Genomic DNA, 25,248 nt, shown 5'->3' with positions numbered 1-25,248 from the left:
GTTCCTCATGGTGGTCACAGCCCTTCAGCCAGCGGGCCGAGGGCGAGCGCGGGCAGGTAGGTCAGCGCGACGAGGATCACCGTGACGCCGACGACCATCCCGACGAACAACGGTCGGTGCGTGGGCAGGGTGCCCTCGGAGGCGGGGGTGGGTGCCTGACGAGCCAGGGAGCCGGCCAGGGCGAGCACGAAGATGATCGGCAGGAACCGGCCGAGCAGCATGCACAGCCCGAGCGCGGTGTCCCACCACGTGGTGTTGACCGTGATGCCGGCGAACGCGGAGCCGTTGTTGTTGCTGGCCGAGGTGAAGGCGTAGAGCACCTCGGAGAGCCCGTGCGGCCCGACGTTCAGTGCCGTCGAGGCGTTGCCGGTGGCGAACGCGGCCGCGGTGCCGGCCAGCACCAACGCCGGGGTGATCAGGAAGTAGAGGGAGGCGAACTTGATCTCCCGCGACCCGATCTTCTTGCCCAGGTACTCCGGGGTGCGGCCGACCATCAGACCCGCCACGAAAACGGTGATCACGGCCAGAATGAGCAGGCCGTACAGGCCCGAACCGGTGCCGCCGGGCGCGACCTCGCCGAGCATCATGTTGACCATCAGCAGCATGCCGCCGAGCGACGTGTACGAGTCGTGGAACGAGTTGACCGCCCCGGTCGAGGTGAGCGTGGTGGCGGCGGCGAAGGTGGCCGAGTTCGACACGTCGAAGCGCACCTCCTTGCCTTCGAGGGCCGCGCCGACCGCCTGCGGCACGGTGCCGTTGCCGGCCAGCTCGAAGACGTTGGTCAGCGCGACGCTCGCGACGGCCAGGATCGCCATCACCGCGGCGACCGCATGGCCCTGCCGGTTCTGCCCCACCATGCGGCCGAAGACCCGGGGCAGGCTGAACGGGATCAGCAGGATCAGGAAGATCTCCAGCCAGTTCGTCCAGGCCGTCGGGTTCTCGAACGGATGGGCGCTGTTGACGTTGTAGAAGCCGCCGCCGTTCGTGCCCAGCACCTTGATCACTTCCTGGCTGGCCACCGGCCCGCCGGTGATCGTCTGCGTACCGCCGGTCAGGGTGGTCGCCGCCGTGCCGCCGGAGAGGTTCTGCACCACGCCACCGGCCATCAGGGCGAGCGCGCCGAGCACCGCGATCGGTAGCAGGATCCGCAGCACGATCCGGGTCAGGTCCACCCAGAAGTTGCCCAACCGCCCGGTACGGCTGCGGGCGAAGCCGCGTACCAGGGCGACCGCCACGGCGACACCGACGGCGGCGGAGACGAAGTTCTGCACCGCCAGGCCGGCCATCTGCACCAGGTGCCCCATGGTCGACTCACCCGAGTACGACTGCCAGTTCGTGTTGGTCACGAACGACACCGCCGTGTTCCACGCGCCGTGCGGCACCACGGCGTCGAAGCCCAGCGACAACCACAGCCTGTCCTGCACCCGCTGGAACGCGTACAGGAACAGGACCGACACGGCCGAGAACGCCAGCACGCTGCGGGCGTACACACCCCAGGACTGCTCCGCCGCCGGGTTCGCCCCGACCAGCCGGTAGATCCCCCGCTCGACGCGGGACTGCCGGGTGCCGGAGACCACCCGGAACATGTAGTCACCGAACGGCCTGTGGACGGCGACCAGAGCCACCACCAGGGACAGGGCGAAGATGACGCCCGCTGTCGTCATGGTCATCAGAACCGCTCCGGGAACAGCAGGGCGATCACCAGGAAGACACCCAGGCCGGTCGCCAGCACCAGGCCCACGGCGTTGACGACGCTCACAGCTTCTCCACCGCCAGCACCACCAGGGCGAGCGCCGCGAACAGCGCCACCGTCAACAGCACGAACACCACGTCAGACACGGCTGACTCCTCTTACCGGAATGAGTTCGTCACGACCGCCATCCGGCCGCGCCGGGCAATCACAACGCCTCATCCGGCAGAGGGACAGGGGTGTTAACGCAACGATGACGGCGCCCGGCGGATTCTTGACGCGCTTTTCACGCCGGGCCGGTGATCAGGTGAAACGGATCACCGGCCCGGCGGCGCGTTCTGGAGTCGGCCGGGCCTCGGGGCGCCGCTCAGTCGGCCTTCACCGCGAGCACCGGGCAGCGCACCCGGAGCAGGATCTCCTGCGCGGTCGAGCCCATGATCAGCTTGCCGACCGGGGTGCGATGCCGGATACCGATCACCACCAGCGAGATCTCCTCCGTCTCGACGATCTCCGTGATCTCCTCGGCCGCGTCCCGCCCACGCATCAGCTGCCGGACGGCATGCGGGACCCCCTCGGCGGTCAACTCACGGACCACCCGGGCCAGGTCGCCCTCCTGGGCGAAGCGCGGGTCGACGTAGGCGTCGCCGCGCGAGGTGTTCACCACGAGCACCGGCTCGTCGCGGAACCGGGCCTGCTCCACGGCGGCCCGCAGGGCCGCCTCGCCCAGGGCGGAGGGCACGTACCCCAGCAGCACCGTCATCCGGTCACCAGCCTCTCCCGAACTCCTCGCACGACGAAGCGGCCGAGCACCGGCCAGAGCAGCACCACCACGACCACGGCGTAGATCGCCCAGGACACCCAGCCGCCGAGCAGGCCGTGCAACTCGCCGCCGGAGAGCTGCAACGCCCGGCGGCCCTGCAACTCGGCGCGCGGGCCGAGGATCACTCCGATGATCAGCGGCAGGATCGGCAGCCCGAAACGCCGCATGCCGAACCCGAGCAGGCCGAGGGTGAGCAGCAGGAACAGGTCGAAGGGCTGGGCGTTCACCGCGTACGCGCCCATCGAGGCGAAGAAGAGGATCCCGGCGTAGAGGTACGGGCGGGGGATCCGTAGCAGCCTGGCCCAGGCGGGCGCGAGCGGCAGGTTCAGCACCAGCAGCAGCAGGTTGCCCACGAAGAGGCTCGCGATCAGCGTCCAGACCAGACCCGACTCGCGCTCGAACAGCAGCGGGCCGGGCTGGATGCCGTACTGCTGGAAGGCGGCCAGCATCACCGCGGCGGTGGCGTTGGTGGGCAGGCCGATGGCCAGCATCGGCACCAGCGTGCCGGCGGCGGAGGCGTTGTTGGCCGCCTCCGGCCCGGCGACGCCCTCGATCGCGCCCCGGCCGAACTCCTCCGGGTGCCTGGTCAGCTTCTTCTCCGTGGCGTACGACAGGAACGTCGGGATCTCCCCGCCGCCCGCCGGCAGCGCTCCGAACGGGAACCCGTACGCGGTGCCACGCAGCCACGGCTTCCAGGACCGTTTCCAGTCCTGCCGCCCCATCCACGGCCGCCCGACCGGGATCACCTCGGCGGCACGGCGGCGCAGGTGCGCGGCGATCCAGAGCGCCTCGCCGACGGCGAAGATGCCGACCGCGACCACGACCACGTCGATGCCGTCGGCGAGCTGTGGAATCCCCAGGGTGAGCCGCTGCTGGCCACTGACCGCGTCGATGCCGACGGTGCCGATGACCAGGCCGATCAGCAGCGAGGCGAAGCCACGCACCCGGGACGCGCCCAGCACCGCGGTGACCGCCACGAACGACAGCAGCATCAGCGCGAAGTAGTCCGGCGCGCCGAGGCTGATCGCGAACCGCACCACCGGCGGGGTCACCAGCACCAGCAGCAGGGTGGCGATGGTGCCGGCGACGAACGAGCCGATCGCGGCGGTGGCCAGGGCCTGCGCCGCCCGGCCCGCCTTCGCCATCCTGTTGCCCTCGATCGCGGTCACGACGGACGACGACTCACCGGGGGTGTTCAGCAGGATGGAGGTGGTCGAACCGCCGTACATGCCGCCGTAGAAGATGCCGGCGAACATGATGAACGCCTGGGTGGGCTCCATCCCGTAGGTGACCGGCAGCAGCAGCGCCACCGTCATCGCCGGGCCGATCCCGGGCAGCACGCCGACGGCGGTGCCGATGGTCACCCCGAGCAGCGCGATCAGCAGGTTCATCGGGGTCACCACGTTGGCGAACCCGTCGAGCAGGTTTCCGAGGTTGTCCATCACAGGATTCCTTGCAGCACGCCCGCGGGCAGGCTCACGCCGAGCCCGATGGCGAACGTGTAGAAGGTGGCCAGTGACAGCGCGACGGCGATCAGCAGGTTGCGCACGTGGTGCCGGTTGCCCAACGCGAACGCCGAGCCCCAGAAGAGCAGCGACCCGCTGATCACCCAGCCGAGCCGGTCGATGAGCACCGCGTTGACCAGAAACGCGCCGATGAGCAGCAGCACCGTCCGCCAGTCGATCGGGGTGGTGAGATCGACGTCCTCGCCGGCCTCCGGTTCGCCGGTGCCGCCGCGGGCGACGTCCACCGTGTAGAGCGTGGCGACGATCAGCAGCAGCACGCCGAGCAGGATCGGCACCGGCTTCGGGCCGATCGCGTCGGCGGCGCTGATCGCGTGCCCGGTGCGGGCCGCGTCGACGAGGACCAGCACGCCGACCAGGGCGAGGAATGCGCAGACCGCGTACTGTGCCCGGTCGCGGGCCGGGGTCGAGCCGGCATCCGCGTCGGCGGGGGCGGGACCGTCCGGCTGCCCCGGCACCGGCGCGGCGACCGGTCCGGAGCCGACATCCGGGCGGGGCGGCGGGTCGCCGCCCCGCTCCGGTCGGGTGGTCATGCCGGTCATGCCAGGCCGAGCTGCGTGAGCAGGGCGGCCACCGACTTGTCCTGCTCGGTCAGGAAGGTGGCGAACTGGTCGCCGGTGACGAAGGCGTCGGTCCATCCCCGCTTGGCCAGCTCGGCCTTCCACCCGTCGGACTCGTGCATCTTCGTCAGCGCGTCGATCCAGACCTTCTTGTCCGCGTCACTGATGCCGGGCGGCGCGACGATGCCGCGCCAGTTGGTGAAGACCAGGTCGATGCCGGACGACTTCAGCGTCGGCACGTCCCTGAGCGCGCCGATCGGCGCCTCGCTGGTGACCGCGAGGACCCGGATCTGGCCGGCCTCGACCTGGTCGAGGAACTCGCCGAAGCCGCTGGCGCCGAAGGCGACCTTGCCGCCGAGCACGGCCGGCAGCAGCTCGCCGCCGCCGTCGTACGAGACGAAGTTGACCTGGCGGGGGTCGATGCCGACGGTCTTGGCCAGTTGCATCGGCAGCAGGTGGTCCGGGCCGCCGGGAGAGGATCCGCCGCCGACCGCGATGCCCCGGGGGTTCGCCTTCCAGGCCGCGACGAGGTCGGCGATGGTCTTGTACGGCGAGTCCTTCGGCACCACGATCGCGCCGGCTTCCTCGATCAGCTTGGCCAGCGGCGTGGTCTGGGTGAGGGTCGCCGACGACTTCGAGGTGTACGAGGCACCGACCACGCCCAGCCCCATCTGCATGGCGAGCTTGCCGTTGCCCTTCTCGTTCACCGTGCGTTGCAGGCCGACGGTGCCGCCCGCGCCCGGCAGGTTGAAGACCTGCACGCCGGTGGCGATCCTGGCGTCCTCCATCACCTTGGCCGCGGTACGGGCGGTGGTGTCGTACCCGCCGCCGGGGGTGTTCGGCACCATGATCCGCAGTCCGGTGGCCGGTCCGTCCTCGCCGCCGGAACCGCCCTCGTCCTTCTCCGCGGTGGCACCGCAGGCGCCCAACGCCAGGGCCGTGGCGGCGGCGACACTCATGAACAGCAGTCTTCTCCGAGTTGCCATCTTGTTTCTCTTCCGTTTCGAAGGAATCCGGCGGCAAGATGATGGCCCCGGGACGAACCCCATGTCTGCGTTCTGTCACCAGCGGAAATTGAGGTCTTTGTGGTCGCGGTCACCCCCCGCCGCACGTTGGCCGGGCAGTTGCTCGTGCTCCAGCTCGCGATCATCGTGGTCGTGCTGGTGGCGGTGGCCGCGGTCTCGCTGGCGCAGTCCGCGGCCACCTTCAACCGGGTGGAGGGGCGGCGGGTGGCCGCCCTCGGCGAGCAGCTCGCCGGCAACCCGCTGCTGCGCGAGCGGCTCAACCAGCCGGCGCCGGCCGAACTCGTCGCCCCGCTGGTGCAGAGCCTGCTGGCCCAGTCCGGGGTGACCTCGGTGACCGTGGCCGACGCCCGGGGCCGGGTGGTCAGCTCCACCGACCCGACGCTGGTGGGGAGCCCGCTCGTGCTCGGGGACCCCGGGGTGGCGGGGGGCCGGAGCTGGTCCGGGGAGCTGGCGGTCGGCGACTCACGGGAGCTGGTCGCCCAGGTGCCGGTCCTCGGCGACCGCAAGGACAACCTCGGCCGGCACCTCGGCGTGGTGATGATCGGCGAGGCGTCACCCAGCTGGTCGCAACGGCTGGTGGGCGCCTCGTCGTACCTCTTCACCTACCTGGGCATCGCCAGCCTGCTCGGGGTCGCCGGTTCCTGGCTGCTGGCCCGCCGGATCAAGCGACAGACCCTGGGCCTGGAGCCCCGGGAGATCGCCGGCCTGGCCGAGCACCGGGAGGCGCTGCTGCACGGCATCGCCGAGGGAGTGATAGCGCTGGATCCGCACCAGCGGGTCACCCTGGTCAACGCGGTCGGCCGGCAGCTGCTCCACCTGCCCGAGCACTGCCTCAATCGCACCCTCGCCGAGCTGGAGATCTCCGGCCGGCTGCGGGACGTGCTGGCCGGCGACGCCGGCGATCCGGAGGCTCGGGACGAGGTGGTGGTGCGAGCCGGCCGGATACTGGTGATGAACCGGATGACGGTCAGCAAGGACGGCCGCCGGCTCGGCTCGGTGACCACCCTGCGGGACCGCACCGAGCTGGCCCGCCTGGAGCAGGAGATCGGCTCCTTCCGCAGCACCACCGAACTGCTGCGCGCCCAGACCCACGAGTTCGCCAACCAGCTGCACGTCATCTCCGGGCTGATCCAGATCGGCGAGCACGACGAGGTGGTCCGGTACGTCGAGGCGCTGAGCCGGCACCGGGCCTCGCTCGACCTCACCGTCACCAGCCGGATCCAGGACACGGCGGTGGCGGCCCTGCTGATGGCGAAGTCGGCGCTGGCCGCCGAGCGCCGGGTGGAGCTGCGGATCTCCGAACGGGCCGGCCTGGACCGGTTGGAGCCGGCGATCGCCGTGGATGTCGCGACGGTGCTGGGCAACCTGGTCGACAACGCCGTCGAGGCCGTCGCCGGCGGTGGGGAACGCCGGAGCACGACGTCGTCCGGCAGCGCCGACGACTCCGGAGCGGACGGCGGCGACGTCCCCGACGGGCCGGCCTGGGTGGAGGTCGAGCTGCGCCAGGACGCCTCCTCGGTGGAGATCGTGGTCCGCGACTCCGGCCCGGGTGTGGCCCCGCAACTGGGCCAGGAGGTCTTCACGCACGGCTTCACGACCAAGGCGGCGCGGGGTGGCGAACGGGGCATCGGACTTGCGCTCACCCGACTGGTCTGCCACCGCCGCGGCGGCGAGGTCGCGGTGACGAACACCGAGGAGGGTGCGATGTTCACGGCCCGGATGTCGGTGACCGGGGCGCTGGAGGTGAGCCGGTGATCGACGTACTGGTGGTCGACGACGACTTCATGGTGGCCCGGATCCACCGCGGCTTCGTCGAGCGGATCGACGGCTTCCGCGTGGTGGGCACGGCCAGTACCGGCGAGGAGGCGATCGCCGCCGTCGACGAGTTCCGCCCCGACCTGGTGCTGCTCGACCTCTACCTGCCGGACATGTTCGGCCTGGACGTGGTGACCCGGCTGCGGGCCGCTCGGCACGACTGCGACGTGCTGGTGATCAGCGCGGCCCGGGAGGCCGAGACGGTACGCCGTTCCGTCCGCTACGGCGCGGTCAACTACCTGCTCAAGCCGTTCGGCTTCGATGAGCTGCGATCCCGGCTGGAGCAGTACGCCGCCCGGCGCAACTCGCCGCGCGCCACGGTGGTCACCGACCAGTCCGACGTGGATCGGGTGCTGTCCCGCAGCGGCGCGCAGACCACCACCTCCGCGCTGCCCCGGGGCCTCAGCGCGCAGACCGCCGAGCTGGTGGAACGCGCCCTTCGGGAGCACTCCGGGACGTTCTCCGCCGCCGAGTGCGCCAACGCGGTGGGCATCTCACGGGTCAGCGCGCGCCGCTACCTGGAACACTTCACCGACACCGGCCGGGCAGCGGTCGGCCTTCGATACGGCTCCGCCGGCCGCCCGGAGCGTCGCTACAGCTGGGTGTCCTGACCTACCGCAACTCGGCCGCGGTGGTGGCCTAACCCGGCGACGCACCGGACCGTCGGCGACGAGCGGTGGCGAACTCCTCGCCTTCGCGTCGCTTCGGGACCACGGGATCGGGGGTGCTCCAGGAACGCCAGAGCTGGCTGTACCCACCCCCGGCCGCCAGCAACTGGTCGTGCGTGCCGTGCTCGGCGACGCGCCCCTGCTCCAGGACGACGATGCGGTCCGCGGTGGCCGCCTGGCTGAGGCGGTGGGCGACGATCAGCGTGGTACGGCCCTCGGTGGCCGCCGCGGCGGCGCGGTCGAGATCGCGCGCGCCTGCGCTGCCGGCCTCTGCGGTGGCCTCGTCGAGGATCGCGACGGCGGGGTCGGCGAGGACGAGGCGAGCCAGCGCGAGCTGCTGGGCCTGGGCGGCGGTGAGGTGCCGCCCGCCCTCCCCCACGCACGTGTCGAGGCCGTCAGGCAGGGCCCGGAGCCAGTCGGTGACGCCGACGAGGTCGAGGGCGGCGGTCATCTCGGCGTCGGTGGCGTCCGGGTCGGCGAGGCGCAGGTCGTCGCCGAGCGTCCCGGCGAAGACGTGCACCTCCTGGCTGACCAGGGCGATCTCGCGCCGGACGCGGTGCTCGCCCAGCTGCGCCAGCGGCACGCCGCGCAGGCGCACCGAGCCGTCAGTGGGCGCGACGATCCCGGCGGCGATGCCGGCAAGGGTGCTCTTGCCCGCTCCGCTCGCTCCGACGAGGGCGACGCGTTCCCCGGGTGCGAGACGCAGGGCGACGTCCCGCAGCACCACGGGTCCGTCGTCGTAGCAGTGCCGGGCGACGACCACCTCCAGTGCCGTGGGCTCCGGCGTGCCCGGCCCCGCCGTCCCGGACCGTCCCGGCCGAGCGGGCACGGCGCCCTCGGCCGCGGCCGGGCCAGGCAGTGCGGTGACGCCGACGAGCCGGGCGAGGCTCGCCCCGGCCTGGAGTACGGAGTCCGACTCGAGCAGCAGCAGGCCGATCGGGTTGAAGAGGCGGTGGAAGTAGAGCGCGGCGGTGGTCGCCGCTCCCACGGTGGCCAGGTCGTCGCGGACCAGCAGGAACCCGGCGAGCAGTACGGCGGCGAGCCCCACGAACTCCGCCCGGTTGATCCGCAGCCCGAAGCGGGTGTGCAGGCTGAAGATCTCCAATGACAGGTCGCGGGCCAGGGCGGAGCGATCGGCGATCCGAGCGACGTGTGCGTCTTCCATCCGGTAGGCGCGCACGGTCGCCGCGCCGCGAAGTGCCCCGGCCATGGCCTGTGCCCGCTCGCCGGTCGCCACCCGTTCCCGGGCGTAGTACGGCACCGACCGTTTCAGGTACCAGTACAGCGCCAGCGCGTAGGCAGGGGCCGCGGCCAGCCCGGCGAGGCCGAGCCGCCAGTCGAGGGCGAAGAGCCCTGCCGCGGTCAGCACGATGGACAGCAGCGCGCCGAGCAGGGCGGGTCCGCTGGCGCTGATCACATTCGTCACCACGGCCACGTCGTCGCCGGCGCGGGCGACCAGGTCCCCGGTCCCGGCTCGCTCCAGCGTGGCTGATGGCAGGTGCAGGGCACGGTCGAGGACCCGTTCCCGCAGCCGCGCCAGCACGGTCTCGCCGAGGCGTGCGGCGACCGCTGCTCCGACCGCGGTGAGGAGGCCGGCGAGCGCCGCGGCCCCCGCGATCACACCCGCCCAGGCCACGATCTGTGAGGTGTCGGCCCCGGCGATGACGTCGTCGACGAGGCGGCCGAGCATCCATGGGGCGACCAGCCCGGTCGCGGCTGCGGCGACCAGCAACGTGCCGGCGGCGGTGCTGAGCCACGGCAGCCGGGCGAACTCGGCGCGGAGGGCGGCCCAGGTCTGCCGGGCCGTGGCCGTCGGCAGGAGTTGCCTCGGTTCCACGCCGATCGTGGTCGACTCGTCGGTCACCGCAGGACCTCCTCCCGGTAGCGGGCGTCGCTGGCGAGCAACTGCTCGTGGGACCCCTCGGCGATGATTCGCCCGCGGTCCAGCACGGCCACCCGGTGCGTGATCCCCAGCAGGGCGGGACTGTTGGTGATCAGCACCGTGCCGCGGGCCGCCGTCGCGCGGGCCGAGGCCAGCCCCTCGGCGAGTCGCACCTCGGTCACCGCGTCGACCGCCGTCGTGGGGTTGTGCAGCACCAGCACCGGAGGGTCGGCGACGAGTGCCCTGGCCAGCCCGATCCGCTGCCGCTGCCCGCCGGACAGGTTCGCCCCCCGCTCGGTGAGCACCCGGTCGATGCCGTCCGGGTGCGCGGCGAGCACGTCCTCGGCCGCCGCGGCTCGCACCGCGGCGTGCAGGACCGTCTCGTCGACGGCGGCACCGGCGGCGAGATTGGCGCGCAGCGTCCCCTCGAACAACGCCACGTCGTGCGGCTCGACCAGGAGCGTGGCGCGCGCGGCGTCGATGTGCAGCTCCTCGGCGGGCACGCCGTCGACGTACAGCGTTCCCCGGTAGTCCGCTCGGGGCACCCGGCCCGCGAGCAGCGCGACCAGCGCATCGGCCTCGCTCGGATCGTAGGCGAGCACGCCCATGACCTCACCGGCGCCGACCCGCAGGCACACCCCGTCGAGTCCGGCGTACCCGACCGTGTCGAGGGCGAGCCGCGACGGGCCCGGGACAGGCTGCCCGGCGGTGCCCGACCGGACGAGCGGCGCGGCGCCGAGCACCCGGGCGACCCGCCCGGCGGAGGCGCGGGCCATGGCGAAGAGCTGTACGCAGTACCCGAGCGTCTGCACGGGCTCGGCGACGAACTGGGCCAGCCCGACGACGGCGACGAGCTCGCCGATGGTGAGCCGGCCCTCCAGCGCGAGCCAGCCGGCGACGCCGGCGACCGCCGCGAGGAAGAGGCCGTTCACGGTGGTGGTGAGCCCGAGGTGCAGGCCCTTGGTGGTGGCGGCCCGCAGGGTGACCTCGAGGGCGTGGCGGCTGGCGACCGCGTACCGGCGGGCGGCGTGCTCCTGGGCGCCGATGCCGCGCAGCACGCGCAGGCCGGTGACGAGGTCCACGGCGAGCGCGGTCGTGCCGGCGAGGGCCTCCTGCTGAGCTGCGCTGCGCCGGGTGAGCAGCGGCGCCATCCGTTGCAGGGCGACGACCACCAGAGGCACCCCGATGAGCACCCCCAGCCCGAGCGGCACGTCGACGACGAGCAGCGCGACGGCCGCGACCACGAGGGCGGTGAGCGCGGCGGCGCAGAGCCCCGCGACCCGCACGACGAGCGCGGACAGCTCGGCGTCGGAGGCGGTGACCGCCAGCAGCTCGCCGTCGCGCATGCCCGAGCGGCGTCCGTGCGGGTCGAGGGCGCTCCCGGCGATCTCGACCCGCACGTTGTGCGCCTCCTGCTCCACGGCGGCGTACGCCTGGCGGGCGCCGGCCCGGTAGGCGAAGGCGAGCACGGTGAAGAGGGCGGCCAGACCGGCGAGCGAGAGCAGCAGCGCGCGCATGTCCCCGGTGGCCACCGCGCGGTCGATGATCACGCCGATGGCGACCGGGACGAGGGCTTCGGTGGCCTGGTGGACGCAGAGCAGCAGGATGCCGGTCATCACTCGGCCGCGCTGGCGGCGCAGGGCGCGGCGCAGCACCACCCCACCGCTGATCTCTCCTGCCACGGGCGTCAGGCCCCGGCGAGAACGAAGGAGAATGTGTACACGAGCCGCGCCCTCCCGATGATCAGGAGACAGGTTAGCCTGGCCTAATATTCGGCTACCTCGGGGCCCGCGTACGCCGTCGCGGGTTCCCCCGCAGCGTTCGGCAACCGCGAGGGTCCGTTCAGGCCGTGGGGCGGGCGGACGGGGAGGCTGCCGCGTCGATCATCGCCAGGAGGCTGACGCGTAGCAGGTCCAGCCGGGTGCGATCGGGGGTGGCACCCCACAACGGGGAGGCCATGACGCCGTCGGCCGCGGCGATCACCACGGCGAGGACGTCGGGCGGCAGGCCGTCCGCGGCAAGGTCGCGCTCCCAGCGCTGATAGTCGGCGGCGGCAAGCTCGGCGACGGCGGTGGACGCGTGGAGCTGGGCGACCAGTGCGACTCGCTCGTGCGCGTCGCTCTCCTCGATCTCGGGTTCCAGGCTCGCGTGGACGAAGGCGCGCGTGAGCCGGCCCGGGCCGTCGTCGGTCGGATCGGCATAGGCGTCCACGGATGCCCGGAACGCTTCGAGCATGTCGGTCGCAAGCGCGACCACGAGGGCTTCCTTGGTGGGAAAGTGGTAGATGAGCCCGCCCTTCGAGACCCCGGCGTGCTGGGCGATCACATCCAGGGAGACCGAGATCCCGTGCGTACGGATCACCGTGGCCGCCGTCTCGAGCACCAGCCGTCGTGTGTCCTGCGACGACCGGCCCGCCGTCCTGCCCATCGCCTCTCCCCTCTCGACCCTGACCACGATAGCAAACTAAACCGACTGGTCGGTACAGTATTTCCATGACCACCGAGAGCCCCGTGAACGGCAGTTTGTCGCCCCGGCGCCGCTGGGCGGCGTTGGCCGTACTCGTGCTCGCGATCCTGCTGCTCGCCATCGACGGCACCGTCCTCTACCTCGCGGTCCCGTCCCTGACCGAGGCGCTCTCCCCCACAGCGACACAGGTGCTGTGGATCGGCGACGTCTACTCACTCGCCCTGGCCGGGCTGCTGGTCACGATGGGCAATCTCGCCGACCGGGTCGGACGCAAGAAGATCCTGCTGTGCGGCTCGGTGGCGTTCGGTCTGGCATCGCTGCTCGGTGCGCTGTCGACGAGCGCCGAGATGCTGATCGCCGCCCGCCTGCTGCTCGGCGTCGCGGGCGCCACCCTCATGCCCTCGACCCTGTCGATCATCCGGAACATCTTCACCGAACCCGCCGAGCGCACCCGGGCCATCGCCATCTGGTCCGCCGCCGCCGGCGGTGGCGCCGCCCTCGGCCCCCTGGTCGGCGGTGCGCTGCTCGAGCGCTTCTGGTGGGGCTCGGTCTTCATGATCAACGTGCCGGTCATGCTGGTGCTCGTCGTGGCCGGCGCCTTCCTCCTGCCCGAGTCGAAGGACCCGGCACCGGGACGCTTCGACCTGATCTCCGCGGCGCTGTCCCTGGCTGCCGTCGTCTCGCTCGTCTACGCCGTCAAGCACGCCACCAACAGCGGGGTCGACCCGCTCGGCGGCGTGGCCCTGCTCGCGGGTCTGGTAGCGGGCGTGGCCTTCGTCCGCCGCCAGCGGCGCCTCACCGCCCCACTCATCGACGTCGAACTGTTCCGTACGCCGGCGTTCTCCGGCGCGGTGTTCGCCAACTTCGTCGCCGTGTTCGCGCTCACCGGACTGCTGTTCTTCTTCTCGCAGTACCTACAGCTCGCGCGCGGCTTCAGCCCGCTGCGGGCCGGGCTCGCGGAGTTGCCCGCGACCCTCGCGTCGATCGGCGTGGTCGCCCTGGTCGGGGTGGCCCTGGCCCGGCTGGGCCGGGGCCGCACGATCGCGGTCGGCCTGCTGTTGACCGCGGTCGGCCTCGTCTTCGTCGCCGTGGCCGCGGGCGCCGAGCAGTACGCGTGGCTGGCCCTCGCGCTGGTCCCCGTCGGCCTCGGCGTCGGCCTGGCGCAGACCACGACGACCGACGCCGTCGTCTCCGCCGTGCCTCCGCGCAAGGCGGGCGCGGCCTCGGCGATCTCCGAGACCGCCTACGAACTCGGCGTCGCGCTGGGCATCGCGGTCCTCGGGTCGCTCGTCACACTCCTGTACCGCAACTCGGTCGACGTTCCCGCCGGCCTGTCGGGTGCCGACCGCGCCGCCGTCCAGGACTCCCTCGCCTCGGCGCTGACGGTCCTGACGCCCGGCTCGGACGCCGCGCACGCCGCACGGGAAGCCTTCACGCACGCCATGCAGGCCGCCTCGCTCGTCGCCGCCGCCGTCACCGCCTTCGCAGCCGTCATCGCCTGGCGCGCGATCCGCTCCGACCGTGCATGACGGCTGCGGCCCTGGTGGCGGTTGCCGCCGGCCGTCCTCGCCGTGACAAGCGAGTCGACCTCCGGACAGTCACAGATCCCGCCCCTCAGATCTGCCGTACGGCCAGCAGGCTGAGGGCGGCCACGAGCACGACGCCCGCCGTGACGCTGATCGCCCGGAGCCGTACCCGGAGGTCGGCGTCCCACCTGTCGCCGGTGCCGGCGGCGCGGCGGGCCAGCGGGGTGAACGCACGCCCGACACCGAATCCGATGCCGGCGAGCACCGCGACGTGCAGGGGCTGACCGCCCAGGAGAAGAGCAACCGCCAGCACGTAGGGAGCGCTCGCCGAGACGTAGGTGCGGACCCCGGTGCCGAGTTCGAAGCCGAACTGCAACGCCCCGCGCCGCAGGCTGCGCTGAAGCACGTCCTGCGGCACCTGCCGGGCGTTCTGCGGCAGCCGGATCGGCACCAGGCCCAGTTCACGCAGGACTCCCAGCACCGCCACCGCCACGATGGCCGCGTACCGCCACGGGCCGGGCAGGGGGGCGGACAGCCCGGAGAACAACCCCAGCACCGACCCGCTGAGCATGCCACCGAGGATCAGTCCCGTGACGAACAGGGCGAGGACGACGCTCTGCCGATTTCGATCCCGCCACCCGGGCGAGGCCAGCGCGTGCGCGCTGTTGTGCGTTCAAACCGAGCCGGAGAGGGTGTAGCCGGCGAGGCCGCCGATCATCGCCCAGGTGAGCAGGTGCCCGTACGCGGCGGCGGCGAGCGCACCGACGGTGAGCAGCAGGAGGGGCACGAGCGGATCGGCGCCCCAGCGGCGTGCCGTCCGGACAGGCCCTGGCGACGTCCGGGTCATACGGCGGCGCCGGTCAGCGTCCGCCAGGAGTTGACCCCGATCACCCCGTCGACCGTGAGGCCGTTCTGCCGCTGGAAGTCACGCACCGCGCTGTCGGTCGCCGGGCCGAAGGCCCCGTCGACCACCAGCCCGTAGCCGCGCCTGTTCAGCTGGCGCTGTGCGGCGCGGACGGCATCGCCGCTGCCCCCGGAGCGGACCGCGATCACGAGCGCCGGCCAACTGGTCGCGTCGACGACACCGGTGGCCCCGAGGCCGGCCGCCGACTGGAAGCTCTTCACCTTCGCCTCGGTGTCGACACCGAAGATCCCGTCGATCGTGGTCGGATAGCCCCGTGCGGTCAGCAGGTGCTGCACGGTGTAGACGTTCACTCCCGTGTTGCTCCGCTGGGTGGTCGGCCAGAGGGCCCTGCCCAGGCATCCGCACTTGGTGTTCCACCGGCAGATCGACTTCACCCAGCCCGAGCTCGTCTTCTTGTACCCGTCGTGGCACCGGCGCTCGACCGAGCAGGCGCAGGCGCCGCACGCCCCGTTGTAGGCCCACAACCAGCCGTCGTACGTCCCGCCGTAGCACTGGTTGGGCCGCAGGATCCAGGTGACGCCGTCGTTCTTGTGGAACCCGGCGTACGTCCCGCTGGTGTTGCAGGAGTCGGCGAAGATCGCGCTCGGGCCACACCCCGGCGAGCAGTTGTGGTCGCTGGCGTACGTCGGGCACCCGGCATAGATCGTGTACCCGTCGGCGTAGGCGCGGCGGGCGGCCGGAAACACACTGAGTGCGGCCATGCCCACCGCGGTGCCCGCCTGGAGCAGTCTGCGGCGCGACAGTTCCCAGCCCGCGCGCTTGCGACCGCCTCGCTCGGCCGGCACCCGCCGGACGGCGGGCCCGGTCCCCGGGTCTGTTCCGCGCAGCCAGGGCACGGCATCGAGACCGGTCATGCCCGACCTCCCTGATTCGTGGTGACCGCCGACGGGGAGCCGCCGGGTGGGCTGTCGATGTCGTCGAGCAGGCGGCGCAGCGCCGCGCGGGAGCCGAGCGGCCCGGCGCGCAGCACCCGTCCGGCCCGGTCGACGACGGTGGCGAACGGGGTGGCGAGGGCGTCGTACCGCTCGAACAGCTCCGCCTGCCCGCCGAGCACGGTGATCGGCAGTCCCGCCGCCTGCGCCGAGGGAGTGTCCCGGTAGAGGACCCGGAACTCCAGGCCGGGGCGCTCGACGTGCCCGCTCGCCTCGGCCAGCACCTCGGTGCAGGTCCCGCAGTCGGGCTCCAGGAAGAGCAGCACCAGCGGAGCCGCCGGTGGCACCGGCGCCAACCGGGCGAAGCCGGGGGCTGGTGCTCCCGGTCGCAGGCCGACCGACTCGGGACGACGCCGGACCGCCCCGCTCGACAGCGCGTGCACCTGGCGTACCAGGCCCGAGACCGTGAAGGCCAGCAGGAGGATCGCGATCCAGCTCAGGATCAGTGCGCTGGTCTGGAAGCTCATCCGGGCAGGCCTCCTTCGGTGATGCCCATGGACCGGGCGGGTGTGGGCCGCTCCGGTGTCGCCTTCGCCGGCTCGTGCATCGCGGCGGGCAGGTGCCACAGCAGCGTGGTGAACGTGGCGGCGGCCAGCAGCACGACGGCGAGTGAGGCGTCGGCCCGACTCGCCGGAATGATCGAGCCGGACAGGAACGACGCGACCAGTGCCAGCCCGGCGAGGATCGACGCCCGCGCCACCACCCAGCCGGTCATCGGCAGTTCCACCCGGGAGCACCCACACGACCCGGCGCGCCCGGTCGACCTCACGTGCAGGCCGTAGCCGGCGTACAGACCGAACAGCGCCGCGCTGCCGACGAGAACCGCGACGAGCAGGCCCGCACCGCTGCCGCGGAGCAGCGCCACGATCCCGGTGCCGGCGAGCAGGGCCTCGCTCGCGATGGCGAGAGTGGCGACCGCGACCGGAGCCGGCAGCACCCGGTGCGTGGCCAGGGCCTCGGCGAGCGCCGCCGGTCGGGACAGGTGTTCGGCGGTGCTGACGAGCAGGGTGAGCAGGACGGTGTACGTGGCCACGCCGGCCAACAGTCCGGACATCCCGACCTACCTGGCTGTCTGGACGCGGAGCCGGTCCACCAGCGCGGGCACCTGTTCCATGTCCGTGTCGGCGAACGGCACCAGGCTGAGCCAGGCGTCCGCCGCGGCCAGTACGAAGTAGGGCTGCCCGTCGGGGAGGACGTCCCGGAAGAGCTCGCCCGCCTGCGTCCGCAGACCCCGCCAGGAGGGCAGTTGCCCGGCCCGCTGCCTGGTGAGCGGTGCGATCTCCAGCAGCCCGAGCTCGGGAACCTCTTTCAGCACGGTGGCCGGTGCGGCGAACTCGGCACCGGTCTTCGAGGTCGGGCGCAGGGTCAGGCCGTCGTCGTGCTCCTCGACGCGCAGGGTCCGCAACGCCCCGAGCAGATCGATGGTCGCCGCGCCGTACATCTCGGTGAAGAAGCAGTGTCGCCGTCCCCGCCAGACCGCCACGAGCCGATCCTCGGTCAGCTGGATCTGCGCGTCGTAGGGTCGGATGCGCGCGGTCAGCAGCGTTCCGCCCTGGTAGGTGAGTTCCTCGTCGAACTTCTCGACGCCGAGCGTCCGGGCCACGTCGTCCGCGAGCCCGACCGAGCCGGCCGTGAACTCGTGCAGTCGGCCGCCGATCGTCACATCGGCCACGGACGTGAACGGTGCGCTGAGGTCGAGTGAACCATCGAGAACGAACCGACCTTCGTCGATTGCCCGATGAGTCACCGGCGCCCCTCTGGCTGCCATGCGACCGCCCTTCGTCCGGGTCCGAAAGTTAACACCGGCACGATATACGGGCGCGTAAATATCTGACAAGGTCGATCGGTTGCCGATCGCGGCAAGACCGGCCGGCGCTCAGCGCCTCGTCGGCGCGGGGAGCCGCACCGACGAGGCGCTGAGCACGGGGTGGGCGCTACTTCTTGACGATCGTGATCGTCGCCGTGCGGTAGTTGTCGCGCCGGTCGTTCTTCGTCGGGTCGTAGCCCTTCTCGACGTTGCCGGCAGCATCGACCGAGAACCAGCGGAACGTCGTGGTTTCGGTCACGTGGAACACCTGTCCCGGCTCACGGAACTCCGTCGCCTGGTAGCGCGGCGACTCGAGGGTGGGCCGGCTGCCATCCGTCGTGTAGTAGATGGTGGCCGGCTCGCTCGTCTCGAAGCGCACGTCGGCGGAACCGTGGTACCTGCCACCGCCGGGGACGAGCTGGGACGTCGGCTTCTTCTTGTCCCTGCCCCATTCCGCCGCGACCCGGAACATCTCCATGATCCCGTTGGCGTACTCCATCGTCTCGGCGTGGCCGCTGACGAGGGCCGGATCGCCATGCCACGGCGGCTGGAACGAGCCGCCCTGCCAGTTGCCGGTGGCCGGGTTGTAGATCGAGCCGCCGACCTCCCAACCGAAGGCGTAGATCCCGTAGGTGTGGTACAGGTCCTCACGTACGTTGCCCGCGGAGGAGTACAGGACGTCCGACGAGCCGCCGACGTTCTGCGGCGTGACGACGGTCTCCCGGTACGCCTTGACCTGCGACAGGATCCTGCCGGCGGACTGCCAGTAGAACGCCTCGTCGCCCAGCGGCGGGCGCGGCGTGGTGATCCGGCCGTCCGCGATGTAGGCGCCCGGCTGCCAGAACAGCTGGCCGCCGTTGGAGTGCACCGACATCATGAACTTGATGTTCGAGTACTTCTCGACCAGCCAGACGATGTTCTTCGCCTCCGGCTCGGACAGCTTCTCCGGCCCCTGGTAGGTGTTGCTGATGCAACTGGTTGACCCGCCGGCGTAGCCGTCGTGGCCCGACCCGACCCGGTAGTTCCGGTTCAGGTCGACACCCCAGGAGTTGCGCCGGGCGGGATCGGCGTTCTCGTCCGCGCAGTGGTTCGTCAGGTTCCGGCGCTGCGAGGCGTAGTTGTAGAAGCTGTAGTTCGCTCCATCCGGGTTGTTGGACAGGACGAGGAAGATGTCGGTGTCCTGGACGATCTTCTTCGTCTCCTTGTCGGTCTTGTAGTTGTGGACCAGACGCTCGGCCGTCTCCAGCGTCGTCGTCGCGGGCACCCACTCGCGGGCGTGGTCCTGTGCCTGGATCAGGACACCGGGGTTGCGGCCGTCGCGGTGCTTGCCGATCCGCAGGACCGGGATGGTGGCCTGGCCGCGGGGCACCTCGCCCTCCGGTGCGCCGGCACGCTTCTCGTCGAGGAAGTCGCTCAGCGCGACGGGGCCGGACGTCGGCGCGACGATGCCGGCGCCCGCGTTGGTGCGGTACGGGTGTGCCCGGTCGACGAGGCCCTGGGACTGGGTCTTCAGTGCCGCCGCCACCTGCGCGGCGGTACTCGCGAGCGCGCCGGAGGCGTCCTTCGCGAGGTTGACGCGGATCGCCTTGCCCGCCACCTCGACGGTGAGCGGGAGGCCCGCCCCCGGCCGGTCCACGAATTCGACGGTGATGTCGTTGCCACCCTCGTGGCCCCACGCCGCCGAACTGACGACGACCGCCTCCTGCCCGGTACCGCCGATCGTGGCCTGCGCCTTGCGCTGGTAACCGTTCGTCTTGTACGGCAGGTAGACGATCTCGGCGATGTCCGGGTACTGCCGAGCGATCTCCTCGGCGCGGCTGAAGAGCTGCTGCGGGTGCTTGTAGTCGTCGATGAAGTCCGACTTGTAGCCCGGGGTCGCCGTCAGCGGCGGCGGAGCGTTCTCGAGCCAGTTGGAGACCTTGCCGGTGGTGACGCCGCCGGTCGAGCTCGTGACCCTGATCTGGTCCGGGCGCGCGTCGAGCTTGAACAGGTTCCGGTGGAACATGTACTGCCCGGAGTCGACGAAGCGGCTCATCGTCCGGGCGAAGCCGAACGGCGTGCCCGCGCCCGAGTCGTTCTCGAGCTGCATCAGCACGATCGGGTCGGCCTGCTGGCCTTCGGTGGTCCGTGCCTCGACGTAGAGGAAGCCCTGGCCCTTCGTGGTGAACCAGTCGGCGCGAACGACTCGTACCGTCGCCTCGTGTGCCTGCGCCCGCGGGGTGAGCGGCTGGACAGCCCGCGCGCCGGCGGCCTGGAATCCGCCGTCGGCCACGTCGCTCCATGAGAAGCCCTCGTCGTCGCCGAGGATCCTGACGCCCATCGCCTCGAGTTCGGCGATCTGCTCGGCGGTCACCACCGCCTCGCCTTCGATGCCGTCCGGCACGCGCGTGAGGCCATGCTCGAGGTCGTAGCCGGCGGCTACCACCTTGTCCAGCAGGTCGGCGCCGGCCAGCTGGATGCGTACGTGGCGGGTCGACTTCTGATCCTCGAGGTGGGATCTTTTCGAGCCCGTGGCTGTGGGCTTCGCGGGATCCGCGCTCGCCGGCGCGGTCGCCACGAGGGCGGTCGCCACGAGGGCGGACATCGCGAGAAGCACGATACGTGGCTGTCTGCCTCGCATGCTCCCCTCCTTCTGTTCGTGATCTGGGGGTGATGCCGTGGCCGGCCCACGTACGGGCCGGATCGAACCGATTCGTTCAGGACGGTCATGGTTGATTCCGCCCACGGTGAACCCGGCTTCGACGGATCGCGTCGAAGGATCGTGGAGGGTGTGAGCGGAACTGAGTGCGGGCGGATGCAGAGCGTCTACTGTGTCGACGGGTCCCGTGACCTGGATCTTTACATTGCCCGAGCTGGTTGATCAACCCTTGATTTCGCAGTCGGGCGATCCGTGCCGGTCTCGACGTGTCGGCGCCCGAGGTGCGCCGGGTGGCGTCAGTGCGTCCGCTCGGCGCCGTATCCATGGCGCATCCGGAGCTTCATCGGACCGGATCGGTCCGGTCTTTCGTGGTGCGGCGTCCACCCCAGGGGGGCGGTTTCCGATGGGCAAGCCACGCGGCTCGCGCGACGACGAGGTGGCGTCCGGGGTCGTGTTCCTCCACGTCCCCGGGCCGGTCGAACTTGCCGCGGTGGTCGCCGTCGCGCCCCTCGAACGGGAACCGACGGCAGGTGCCGCCGGAACGGCGGGCGTGTGTGGGTTGTGTGGATGTCGCAGCCCGGTCAGGGACCGGGCCCGAGCGGCCGGGGGCGGGGCGTGACGCCCCGCCCCCGGACGGTGGTTCAGAGTGACTGCTTGTTGAGCAGCCGGTTCGGCGTGCCCGAGAGGTTGCCGGTGACCACGCCGGTGCTGGCGTTGTTGACGATCCAGGCGTGCAGGGTGGCCTGGCTCGCGTCGCCGTAGGTCGACTTGTAGAGCGCGGCGATGCCGGCCGCGTGCGGGGTCGCCATCGAGGTGCCGTTGTAGCTGGCGGTGGCGTTTCCGGGGACCGTGGAGACGATCGCCGAGCCGGGGCCGTAGATGTCGACGCAGCTGCCGACGGAGGAGTAGCTGGCCCGGGCGTCGGTCGAGGTGGTAGCGGCCACGACCAGCGAGGCGGTCAGGTTACGCGGCAACCGGTCGCAGGAGTTGCCGCCGGTGTTTCCCGCCGAGGTGGCCAGGAAGACGCCGGCGTTCATCATGTTCGTCAGCGCGGTGGCCAGGGTGGCGCTGTAGGTCATGTTCCACGACGTGTTCGCCACGGCCGGCTTGACGTGGTTGTTGGTGACCCAGTTGACCGCCGCGACGGCGCCCGAGGTGCTGCCGCCGCCGGCGCAGTTGAGCCACTTCACGCCGTGCAGCATGGCCTGCTTGGCCACCCCGTACGACGTGGAGCCGATGGTGCCCGCGACGTGCGTGCCGTGGCCGTTGCAGTCGGTGTTGTTGGTGTCCACGGAGTTGTAGTTGAACTGGGCCCGGCCGCCGAAGTTCGGGTGGGAGGCATCGATCCCCGAGTCGATGACGTACGCGTGCACCCCGGCGCCGGTCGCGGTGTAGGTGTAGCTGGCCGACAGCGGGAGCGTCGTCTGGTCGATGCGGTCGATGCCCCAGGCCGGCGGGTTCGTCTGGGTGGCGTCGAGCACGTTGTCGTGCCAGGCGTCCTGCTCGATGCTGGCCACGTCCGAGCTGCGCGACAGCTCGGCGACCTGGGCGGCGGAGAGGTTGGCCGCGAAGCCGTTGACGCCCCTGTCGAAGGTGACCCGGGCCTTGGCCTTCAGTGCGCGTAGCGCGACAGCCGGATCGGCGCCGTCGCGGAAGGTCACCAGGTACGCGCCGGGGATCAGCGTGGTGTTCTGGTCGACGGCGGGTGCGGTGATCGGAACCGCCTTCGCCCGGTACGGCGCACCGGCGGCGAGTGCGGGCGTGGGTATGGCCACGATGGTGACCAGACCGATGGCCGTGGTGGCGGTGAGGGCGAGCAGGCGGGTTCGCCAGGACCGTCCGAGGGTCACGTGTTCCTCCCGAGACCAGGTGTCATCCGGGTTGGACGACAGGGTGGTGCCGGGAGAATATATAGATAGCGTTACATGAATCAATGATTGACGTTCCCGCTCCCCTGTGTGCCGGTTCGGTAGCTGGGCAAATGCCCTGTCCCGGCGTCGGAGCGGGCCTGGCGCCAGGGTGGAGACACCCGGGCCCGCTCAGCTCGCCGCGTCGTCGGACCTCGGCGGCAGGTGACGGGCGAGGAGCTGGGCCAGGTGCTCACCGGAACGGTCGGCGAGCGTGTCGAGCTGGGTGCGGCAGCTGAATCCGTCGGCGAGCACGACAGCGTCGGATGCCGCCGCGCGTACGGCGGGAAGAAGGTCGTGCTCGGCGACGGCGACCGAAACGTCGTGGTGGCCCCGCTCGACACCGAAGTTGCCGGCGAGACCGCAACATCCGCCGAGTCGCTGGACCTCGGCGCCCGCCCGCTCCAGCAACGCCGCGTCGGTGTCCCAGCCCATGACCGCGTGATGGTGACAGTGCGGCTGGGCGACGGCGGTGGCCCCACCCAGTTCCGGTGGCGTCCAGCCGGGAGTGGCGGTCAGCAACTCCGCCAACGTGCGGGTGGCCGCCGCGACCTCCGCCGCGGCGTCCACGTCCGCGCCGTCGAGCAGTTCGAGTGCGTCGGACCGCAGCACCGCGGTGCAGGACGGTTCCAGGCCCACCACCGTCGCGCCGGCCCGTACGTGCGGGGCCAGCGCGTCGACGGTGGCACGGACCTGCCGGCGGGCGCCGTCGAGCTGGCCGGTGGAGATCCAGGTCAACCCGCAGCAGACAGGTTTCCCGGTCACCCGCACCCGGTAGCCGGCGTCCTCCAGCACCGCCACAGCCGCCTGCCCCACCTCGGGTGAGAAGGCGTCGGTGAAGGTGTCGACGAACAGGACGACGTCGCCGTGCCGCCCCTGCGACGACTGGCCGCGCCGCGCGAACCAGCGCCGGAACGTCGTGGTGGCGAAGTTGGGCAGGCTCCGCCGGGCGTCCACCCCGGCGGACCAGGTGACGAGCGGGTGCAGCACCCTCGCGCGCAGCATCGCGTTGACCACACCGGTCACGGCCGGTACGCGAGTCACCAGCCGCGCCCAGCGCGGCAGCCAGCCGAGGACGTAGTGCGACCGGGGGCGGATCCGCCTGCGGTACCGCTGGTGCGTCGCCTCGGCCTTGTAGGAGGCCATGTCCACACCGGTCGGGCAGTCCGCGGAGCAGCCCTTGCAGGCCAGGCACAGGTCGAGCGCGTCGTGCAACGCCTCGGAGCGCCAGCCGTCCGGTCCGAGGCGTCCGGAAACCACGTCCTGGAGCACCCGGGCCCGGCCCCGGGTGGAGTCCTTCTCGTCCCGGGTCGCCAGGAACGACGGGCACATCACGCCGCCTGACCCCGTCGTGTCGGCGCGGCACTTGCCGACACCGGTGCAGCGGTGAACGGCCATCGACAGGTCGCCCCGGTCGTGCCGGTAGGCGAGCGCGAGGCTGGGCAGCTCGGTGCGGCGCAGCGGCGGCGCAGCGGCGACCCGCACGTCCGCGTCCAGGGGCGCCGGCCGGACGATGACCCCCGGATTGAGCACGTCGTGCGGGTCGAAGACCGCCTTGACCCGCTCGAACAACGCGATCGCGTCGGGCGGGTACATCAGCGGCAGCAGTTCACCGCGGGCACGCCCGTCGCCGTGCTCGCCGGACATCGACCCGCCGTGCCGGGCGACCAGCGCCCCGGCGGCGTGGAGGAAGTCCCTGAAGACCTTCGTGCCGTCGGCGGCGGTCAGCGGGAAGTCGATGCGGATGTGCACGCAGCCGTCGCCGAAGTGCCCGTACGGCACCCCGGTCAGCCGGTAGTCGGCCAGCAGCGCCTCGAACTCGCGCAGGTACGCCCCGAGCCTCTCGGGCGGTACGGCGGCGTCCTCCCACCCCGCGTGTGCGGGGGCGCCGGCGGGCGTACGGCTGGAGAGCCCGGCCCCGTCCTCCCGGATCCGCCACAGGGCCGCCGCGTGGGCGGGATCGGTGACGACCATCGCGTCGAGTGCGCCCGCCTCGGCGGCGAGCCGCTGCGCCGTGTCCACCACCGCGGGCCGCTCCTCGCCCGCCAACTCCACCAGCAGCCAGCCGTCGCCCCGCGGCAGAGCCGGCACCGCGGCGTCACCCCGGCGGGCGCGCACGACGTCGACGATCCGCCCGTCCAGGCCCTCGCAGGCGATCGGGGCGTACGGCAGGACGGCCGGCACCGCGTCCGCGGCCTCCGCCATGGACGGGTAGCCGAGCGCCACCAGGACGCGCACGGGGGCGTCGCGGACCAGCCGGACGCGGGCGGCGAGGGTGAGGGCGAGAGTGCCCTCGGAGCCCACGAGCGCGCGGGCCACGTCGAAGCCCCGCTCGGGCAGCAGGTGTTCGAGGGAGTATCCGGAGACCTGCCGGCTGAACCGGCCGAGTTCGGTCCTGATCGTGGCCAGGTTCCCCCGCACCAGTCGCCGGAGGTCGGTCAGCAGCGACGAGTCGTCGGTCGCCCCGTCGATCGCGCCGAGCCGCAGCCGCTCGCCGGTGCCGGCCACCACGTCGAGGCCGAGGACGTTGTCGCTGGTGCGGCCGTACCCCAGGGCCCGCGAGCCGCAGGCGTTGTTGCCGATCATCCCGCCGAGGGTGGCGCGGTTGTGGGTCGACGGGTCGGGGCCGAACCGCAGGCCGTACGGGGCCGCCGCCCGTTGCAGGCTCGACTGGACGACACCCGGTTCGACCAGCGCGGTCCGCGTCTCCGGGTCGACCTCCAGCACCCGGTCGAGGTGCCGGCTGGTGTCCACGACGATGCCGGGGCCGACCGCGTTGCCGGCGATCGACGTGCCGGCGCCGCGCATCGTCACCGCGACCCGGTGCTCGGTCGCGACGGCCAGCACGGCCAGCACCTCGTCGACGTGCCGGGGCACGACGACCACCTGCGGCGGGACCCGGTACAGGGACGCGTCGGAGGAGTAGAGCGACCGGCGCAGCGGGGAGTCGTCCGCCTCGGCCACGCCGGCGCGGCGCAGCGCGTCGACGAGGTCGCGGCTGGCCGCCGGGTCGGGCGTCCGGCGTGGACCGCCCCGCGTCGCGTCGGTCGAACTCGTACCCATG

20 protein-coding genes are annotated in these 25,248 nt (G+C 72.0%); 3 read left to right on the top strand and 17 right to left on the bottom strand.

Going from position 1 to position 25,248, the window contains the following annotated elements; translation table 11 throughout:
• Window positions 1-14: 14 nt before the first annotated feature.
• The 6 genes from kdpA to AB0D32_RS20380 form a co-directional block, all read right to left on the bottom strand.
• Complete coding sequence (gene kdpA, locus AB0D32_RS20405; protein WP_357092173.1) at window positions 15-1,670, bottom strand: potassium-transporting ATPase subunit KdpA; 1,656 nt, start codon at window positions 1,668-1,670, stop codon at window positions 15-17.
• Window positions 1,670-1,759 (bottom strand): K(+)-transporting ATPase subunit F, encoded by a 90-nt coding sequence (gene kdpF, locus AB0D32_RS20400; protein ID WP_357092171.1) that lies wholly within the window; start codon window positions 1,757-1,759, stop codon window positions 1,670-1,672. Before kdpF ends, kdpA begins: the two co-directional genes overlap by 1 nt.
• A 298-nt stretch (window positions 1,760-2,057) precedes the next feature.
• Window positions 2,058-2,450, bottom strand: coding sequence for a universal stress protein (locus AB0D32_RS20395; RefSeq protein WP_357092168.1), 393 nt, complete (start codon window positions 2,448-2,450; stop codon window positions 2,058-2,060).
• Window positions 2,447-3,952, bottom strand: coding sequence for a tripartite tricarboxylate transporter permease (locus AB0D32_RS20390; RefSeq protein ID WP_357092166.1), 1,506 nt, complete (start codon window positions 3,950-3,952; stop codon window positions 2,447-2,449). Before AB0D32_RS20390 ends, AB0D32_RS20395 begins: the two co-directional genes overlap by 4 nt.
• Entirely contained in the window at window positions 3,952-4,566 is a 615-nt protein-coding gene (locus AB0D32_RS20385; protein WP_357092163.1) for a tripartite tricarboxylate transporter TctB family protein, read from the bottom strand. The genes AB0D32_RS20390 and AB0D32_RS20385 overlap by 1 nt, the downstream gene beginning before the upstream one ends.
• A 5-nt stretch (window positions 4,567-4,571) precedes the next feature.
• Window positions 4,572-5,552 (bottom strand): tripartite tricarboxylate transporter substrate binding protein, encoded by a 981-nt coding sequence (locus tag AB0D32_RS20380; protein WP_357092160.1) that lies wholly within the window; start codon window positions 5,550-5,552, stop codon window positions 4,572-4,574.
• A gap of 126 nt (window positions 5,553-5,678) precedes the next feature.
• Between AB0D32_RS20380 and AB0D32_RS20375 the strand changes: the two genes are divergently transcribed.
• Window positions 5,679-7,373: an ATP-binding protein gene (locus AB0D32_RS20375; protein ID WP_357092157.1), complete on the top strand. Its 1,695-nt coding sequence runs from the start codon at window positions 5,679-5,681 to the stop codon at window positions 7,371-7,373.
• Entirely contained in the window at window positions 7,370-8,044 is a 675-nt protein-coding gene (locus tag AB0D32_RS20370; RefSeq protein ID WP_357092154.1) for a response regulator, read from the top strand. Before AB0D32_RS20375 ends, AB0D32_RS20370 begins: the two co-directional genes overlap by 4 nt.
• Before the next feature lie 28 nt (window positions 8,045-8,072).
• Here the strand turns inward: AB0D32_RS20370 and AB0D32_RS20365 are convergent, their stop codons facing one another.
• The 3 genes from AB0D32_RS20365 to AB0D32_RS20355 all read right to left on the bottom strand — a co-directional run bounded on the left by AB0D32_RS20365 (window position 8,073) and on the right by AB0D32_RS20355 (window position 12,410).
• Entirely contained in the window at window positions 8,073-9,965 is a 1,893-nt protein-coding gene (locus AB0D32_RS20365; protein ID WP_357092151.1) for an ABC transporter ATP-binding protein, read from the bottom strand.
• Window positions 9,962-11,665: an ABC transporter ATP-binding protein gene (locus AB0D32_RS20360; protein WP_357092148.1), complete on the bottom strand. Its 1,704-nt coding sequence runs from the start codon at window positions 11,663-11,665 to the stop codon at window positions 9,962-9,964. Before AB0D32_RS20360 ends, AB0D32_RS20365 begins: the two co-directional genes overlap by 4 nt.
• Before the next feature lie 160 nt (window positions 11,666-11,825).
• The gene (locus AB0D32_RS20355; RefSeq protein ID WP_357092145.1) at window positions 11,826-12,410 is read right to left on the bottom strand and encodes a TetR/AcrR family transcriptional regulator; all 585 of its coding nucleotides are present in this window, start codon (window positions 12,408-12,410) and stop codon (window positions 11,826-11,828) included.
• A 65-nt stretch (window positions 12,411-12,475) separates the two neighbouring features.
• Between AB0D32_RS20355 and AB0D32_RS20350 the strand changes: the two genes are divergently transcribed.
• Window positions 12,476-13,978 carry an MFS transporter gene (locus tag AB0D32_RS20350; RefSeq protein ID WP_357092143.1) on the top strand — a complete coding sequence of 501 codons (1,503 nt, stop codon included), beginning with the start codon at window positions 12,476-12,478 and terminating at the stop codon, window positions 13,976-13,978.
• Between the two features lie 85 nt (window positions 13,979-14,063).
• On the opposite strand, the gene AB0D32_RS20345 is transcribed toward AB0D32_RS20350, so the two are convergent.
• The 8 genes from AB0D32_RS20345 to AB0D32_RS20310 form a co-directional block, all read right to left on the bottom strand.
• A complete protein-coding gene (locus tag AB0D32_RS20345; RefSeq protein ID WP_357092140.1) occupies window positions 14,064-14,546 on the bottom strand; it encodes a hypothetical protein in 483 nt (160 codons plus the stop codon).
• 272 nt (window positions 14,547-14,818) lie between these two features.
• Window positions 14,819-15,754, bottom strand: a complete 936-nt coding sequence (locus AB0D32_RS20340; protein ID WP_357092137.1) for a peptidoglycan-binding protein — start codon at window positions 15,752-15,754, stop codon at window positions 14,819-14,821.
• Window positions 15,751-16,299, bottom strand: a complete 549-nt coding sequence (locus AB0D32_RS20335) for a hypothetical protein (RefSeq protein ID WP_357092134.1) — start codon at window positions 16,297-16,299, stop codon at window positions 15,751-15,753. Before AB0D32_RS20335 ends, AB0D32_RS20340 begins: the two co-directional genes overlap by 4 nt.
• The gene (locus AB0D32_RS20330) at window positions 16,296-16,886 is read right to left on the bottom strand and encodes a MauE/DoxX family redox-associated membrane protein (RefSeq protein ID WP_357092131.1); all 591 of its coding nucleotides are present in this window, start codon (window positions 16,884-16,886) and stop codon (window positions 16,296-16,298) included. Before AB0D32_RS20330 ends, AB0D32_RS20335 begins: the two co-directional genes overlap by 4 nt.
• Window positions 16,887-16,892: 6 nt before the next feature.
• Window positions 16,893-17,504, bottom strand: a complete 612-nt coding sequence (locus AB0D32_RS20325) for a hypothetical protein (protein ID WP_357092129.1) — start codon at window positions 17,502-17,504, stop codon at window positions 16,893-16,895.
• A 262-nt stretch (window positions 17,505-17,766) separates the two neighbouring features.
• Window positions 17,767-20,259: a M14 family metallopeptidase gene (locus AB0D32_RS20320; protein WP_357092126.1), complete on the bottom strand. Its 2,493-nt coding sequence runs from the start codon at window positions 20,257-20,259 to the stop codon at window positions 17,767-17,769.
• Window positions 20,260-20,918: 659 nt separating this feature from the next.
• Window positions 20,919-22,097 (bottom strand): S8 family peptidase, encoded by a 1,179-nt coding sequence (locus AB0D32_RS20315; RefSeq protein ID WP_357092319.1) that lies wholly within the window; start codon window positions 22,095-22,097, stop codon window positions 20,919-20,921.
• 219 nt (window positions 22,098-22,316) lie between these two features.
• The gene (locus AB0D32_RS20310; RefSeq protein ID WP_357092124.1) at window positions 22,317-25,247 is read right to left on the bottom strand and encodes an FAD-linked oxidase C-terminal domain-containing protein; all 2,931 of its coding nucleotides are present in this window, start codon (window positions 25,245-25,247) and stop codon (window positions 22,317-22,319) included.
• Window position 25,248 lies beyond the last annotated feature (1 nt).

The sequence above is a fragment of the Micromonospora sp. NPDC048170 genome, assembly GCF_040652795.1.
Lineage (GTDB): Bacteria > Actinomycetota > Actinomycetes > Mycobacteriales > Micromonosporaceae > Micromonospora.
The sequence above is the reverse complement of the archived record's forward strand: the minus strand, read 5'-3'. Positions and strand labels throughout refer to the sequence as shown.

Bases quoted from the DNA above. Each gene is read 5' to 3' on its own strand.
- kdpA (WP_357092173.1), bottom strand. From the start codon at position 1,670: ATGACCATGACGACAGCGGGCGTCATCTTCGCCCTGTCCCTGGTGGTG.
- AB0D32_RS20395 (WP_357092168.1), bottom strand. From the start codon at position 2,450: ATGACGGTGCTGCTGGGGTACGTGCCCTCCGCCCTGGGCGAGGCGGCC.
- AB0D32_RS20390 (WP_357092166.1), bottom strand. From the start codon at position 3,952: ATGGACAACCTCGGAAACCTGCTCGACGGGTTCGCCAACGTGGTGACC.
- AB0D32_RS20385 (WP_357092163.1), bottom strand. From the start codon at position 4,566: ATGACCACCCGACCGGAGCGGGGCGGCGACCCGCCGCCCCGCCCGGAT.
- AB0D32_RS20380 (WP_357092160.1), bottom strand. From the start codon at position 5,552: ATGAGTGTCGCCGCCGCCACGGCCCTGGCGTTGGGCGCCTGCGGTGCC.
- AB0D32_RS20355 (WP_357092145.1), bottom strand. From the start codon at position 12,410: ATGGGCAGGACGGCGGGCCGGTCGTCGCAGGACACACGACGGCTGGTG.
- AB0D32_RS20350 (WP_357092143.1), top strand. From the start codon at position 12,476: ATGACCACCGAGAGCCCCGTGAACGGCAGTTTGTCGCCCCGGCGCCGC.
- AB0D32_RS20345 (WP_357092140.1), bottom strand. From the start codon at position 14,546: ATGCTCAGCGGGTCGGTGCTGGGGTTGTTCTCCGGGCTGTCCGCCCCC.
- AB0D32_RS20340 (WP_357092137.1), bottom strand. From the start codon at position 15,754: ATGACCGGTCTCGATGCCGTGCCCTGGCTGCGCGGAACAGACCCGGGG.
- AB0D32_RS20335 (WP_357092134.1), bottom strand. From the start codon at position 16,299: ATGAGCTTCCAGACCAGCGCACTGATCCTGAGCTGGATCGCGATCCTC.
- AB0D32_RS20330 (WP_357092131.1), bottom strand. From the start codon at position 16,886: ATGTCCGGACTGTTGGCCGGCGTGGCCACGTACACCGTCCTGCTCACC.
- AB0D32_RS20320 (WP_357092126.1), bottom strand. From the start codon at position 20,259: ATGCGAGGCAGACAGCCACGTATCGTGCTTCTCGCGATGTCCGCCCTC.
- AB0D32_RS20310 (WP_357092124.1), bottom strand. From the start codon at position 25,247: ATGGGTACGAGTTCGACCGACGCGACGCGGGGCGGTCCACGCCGGACG.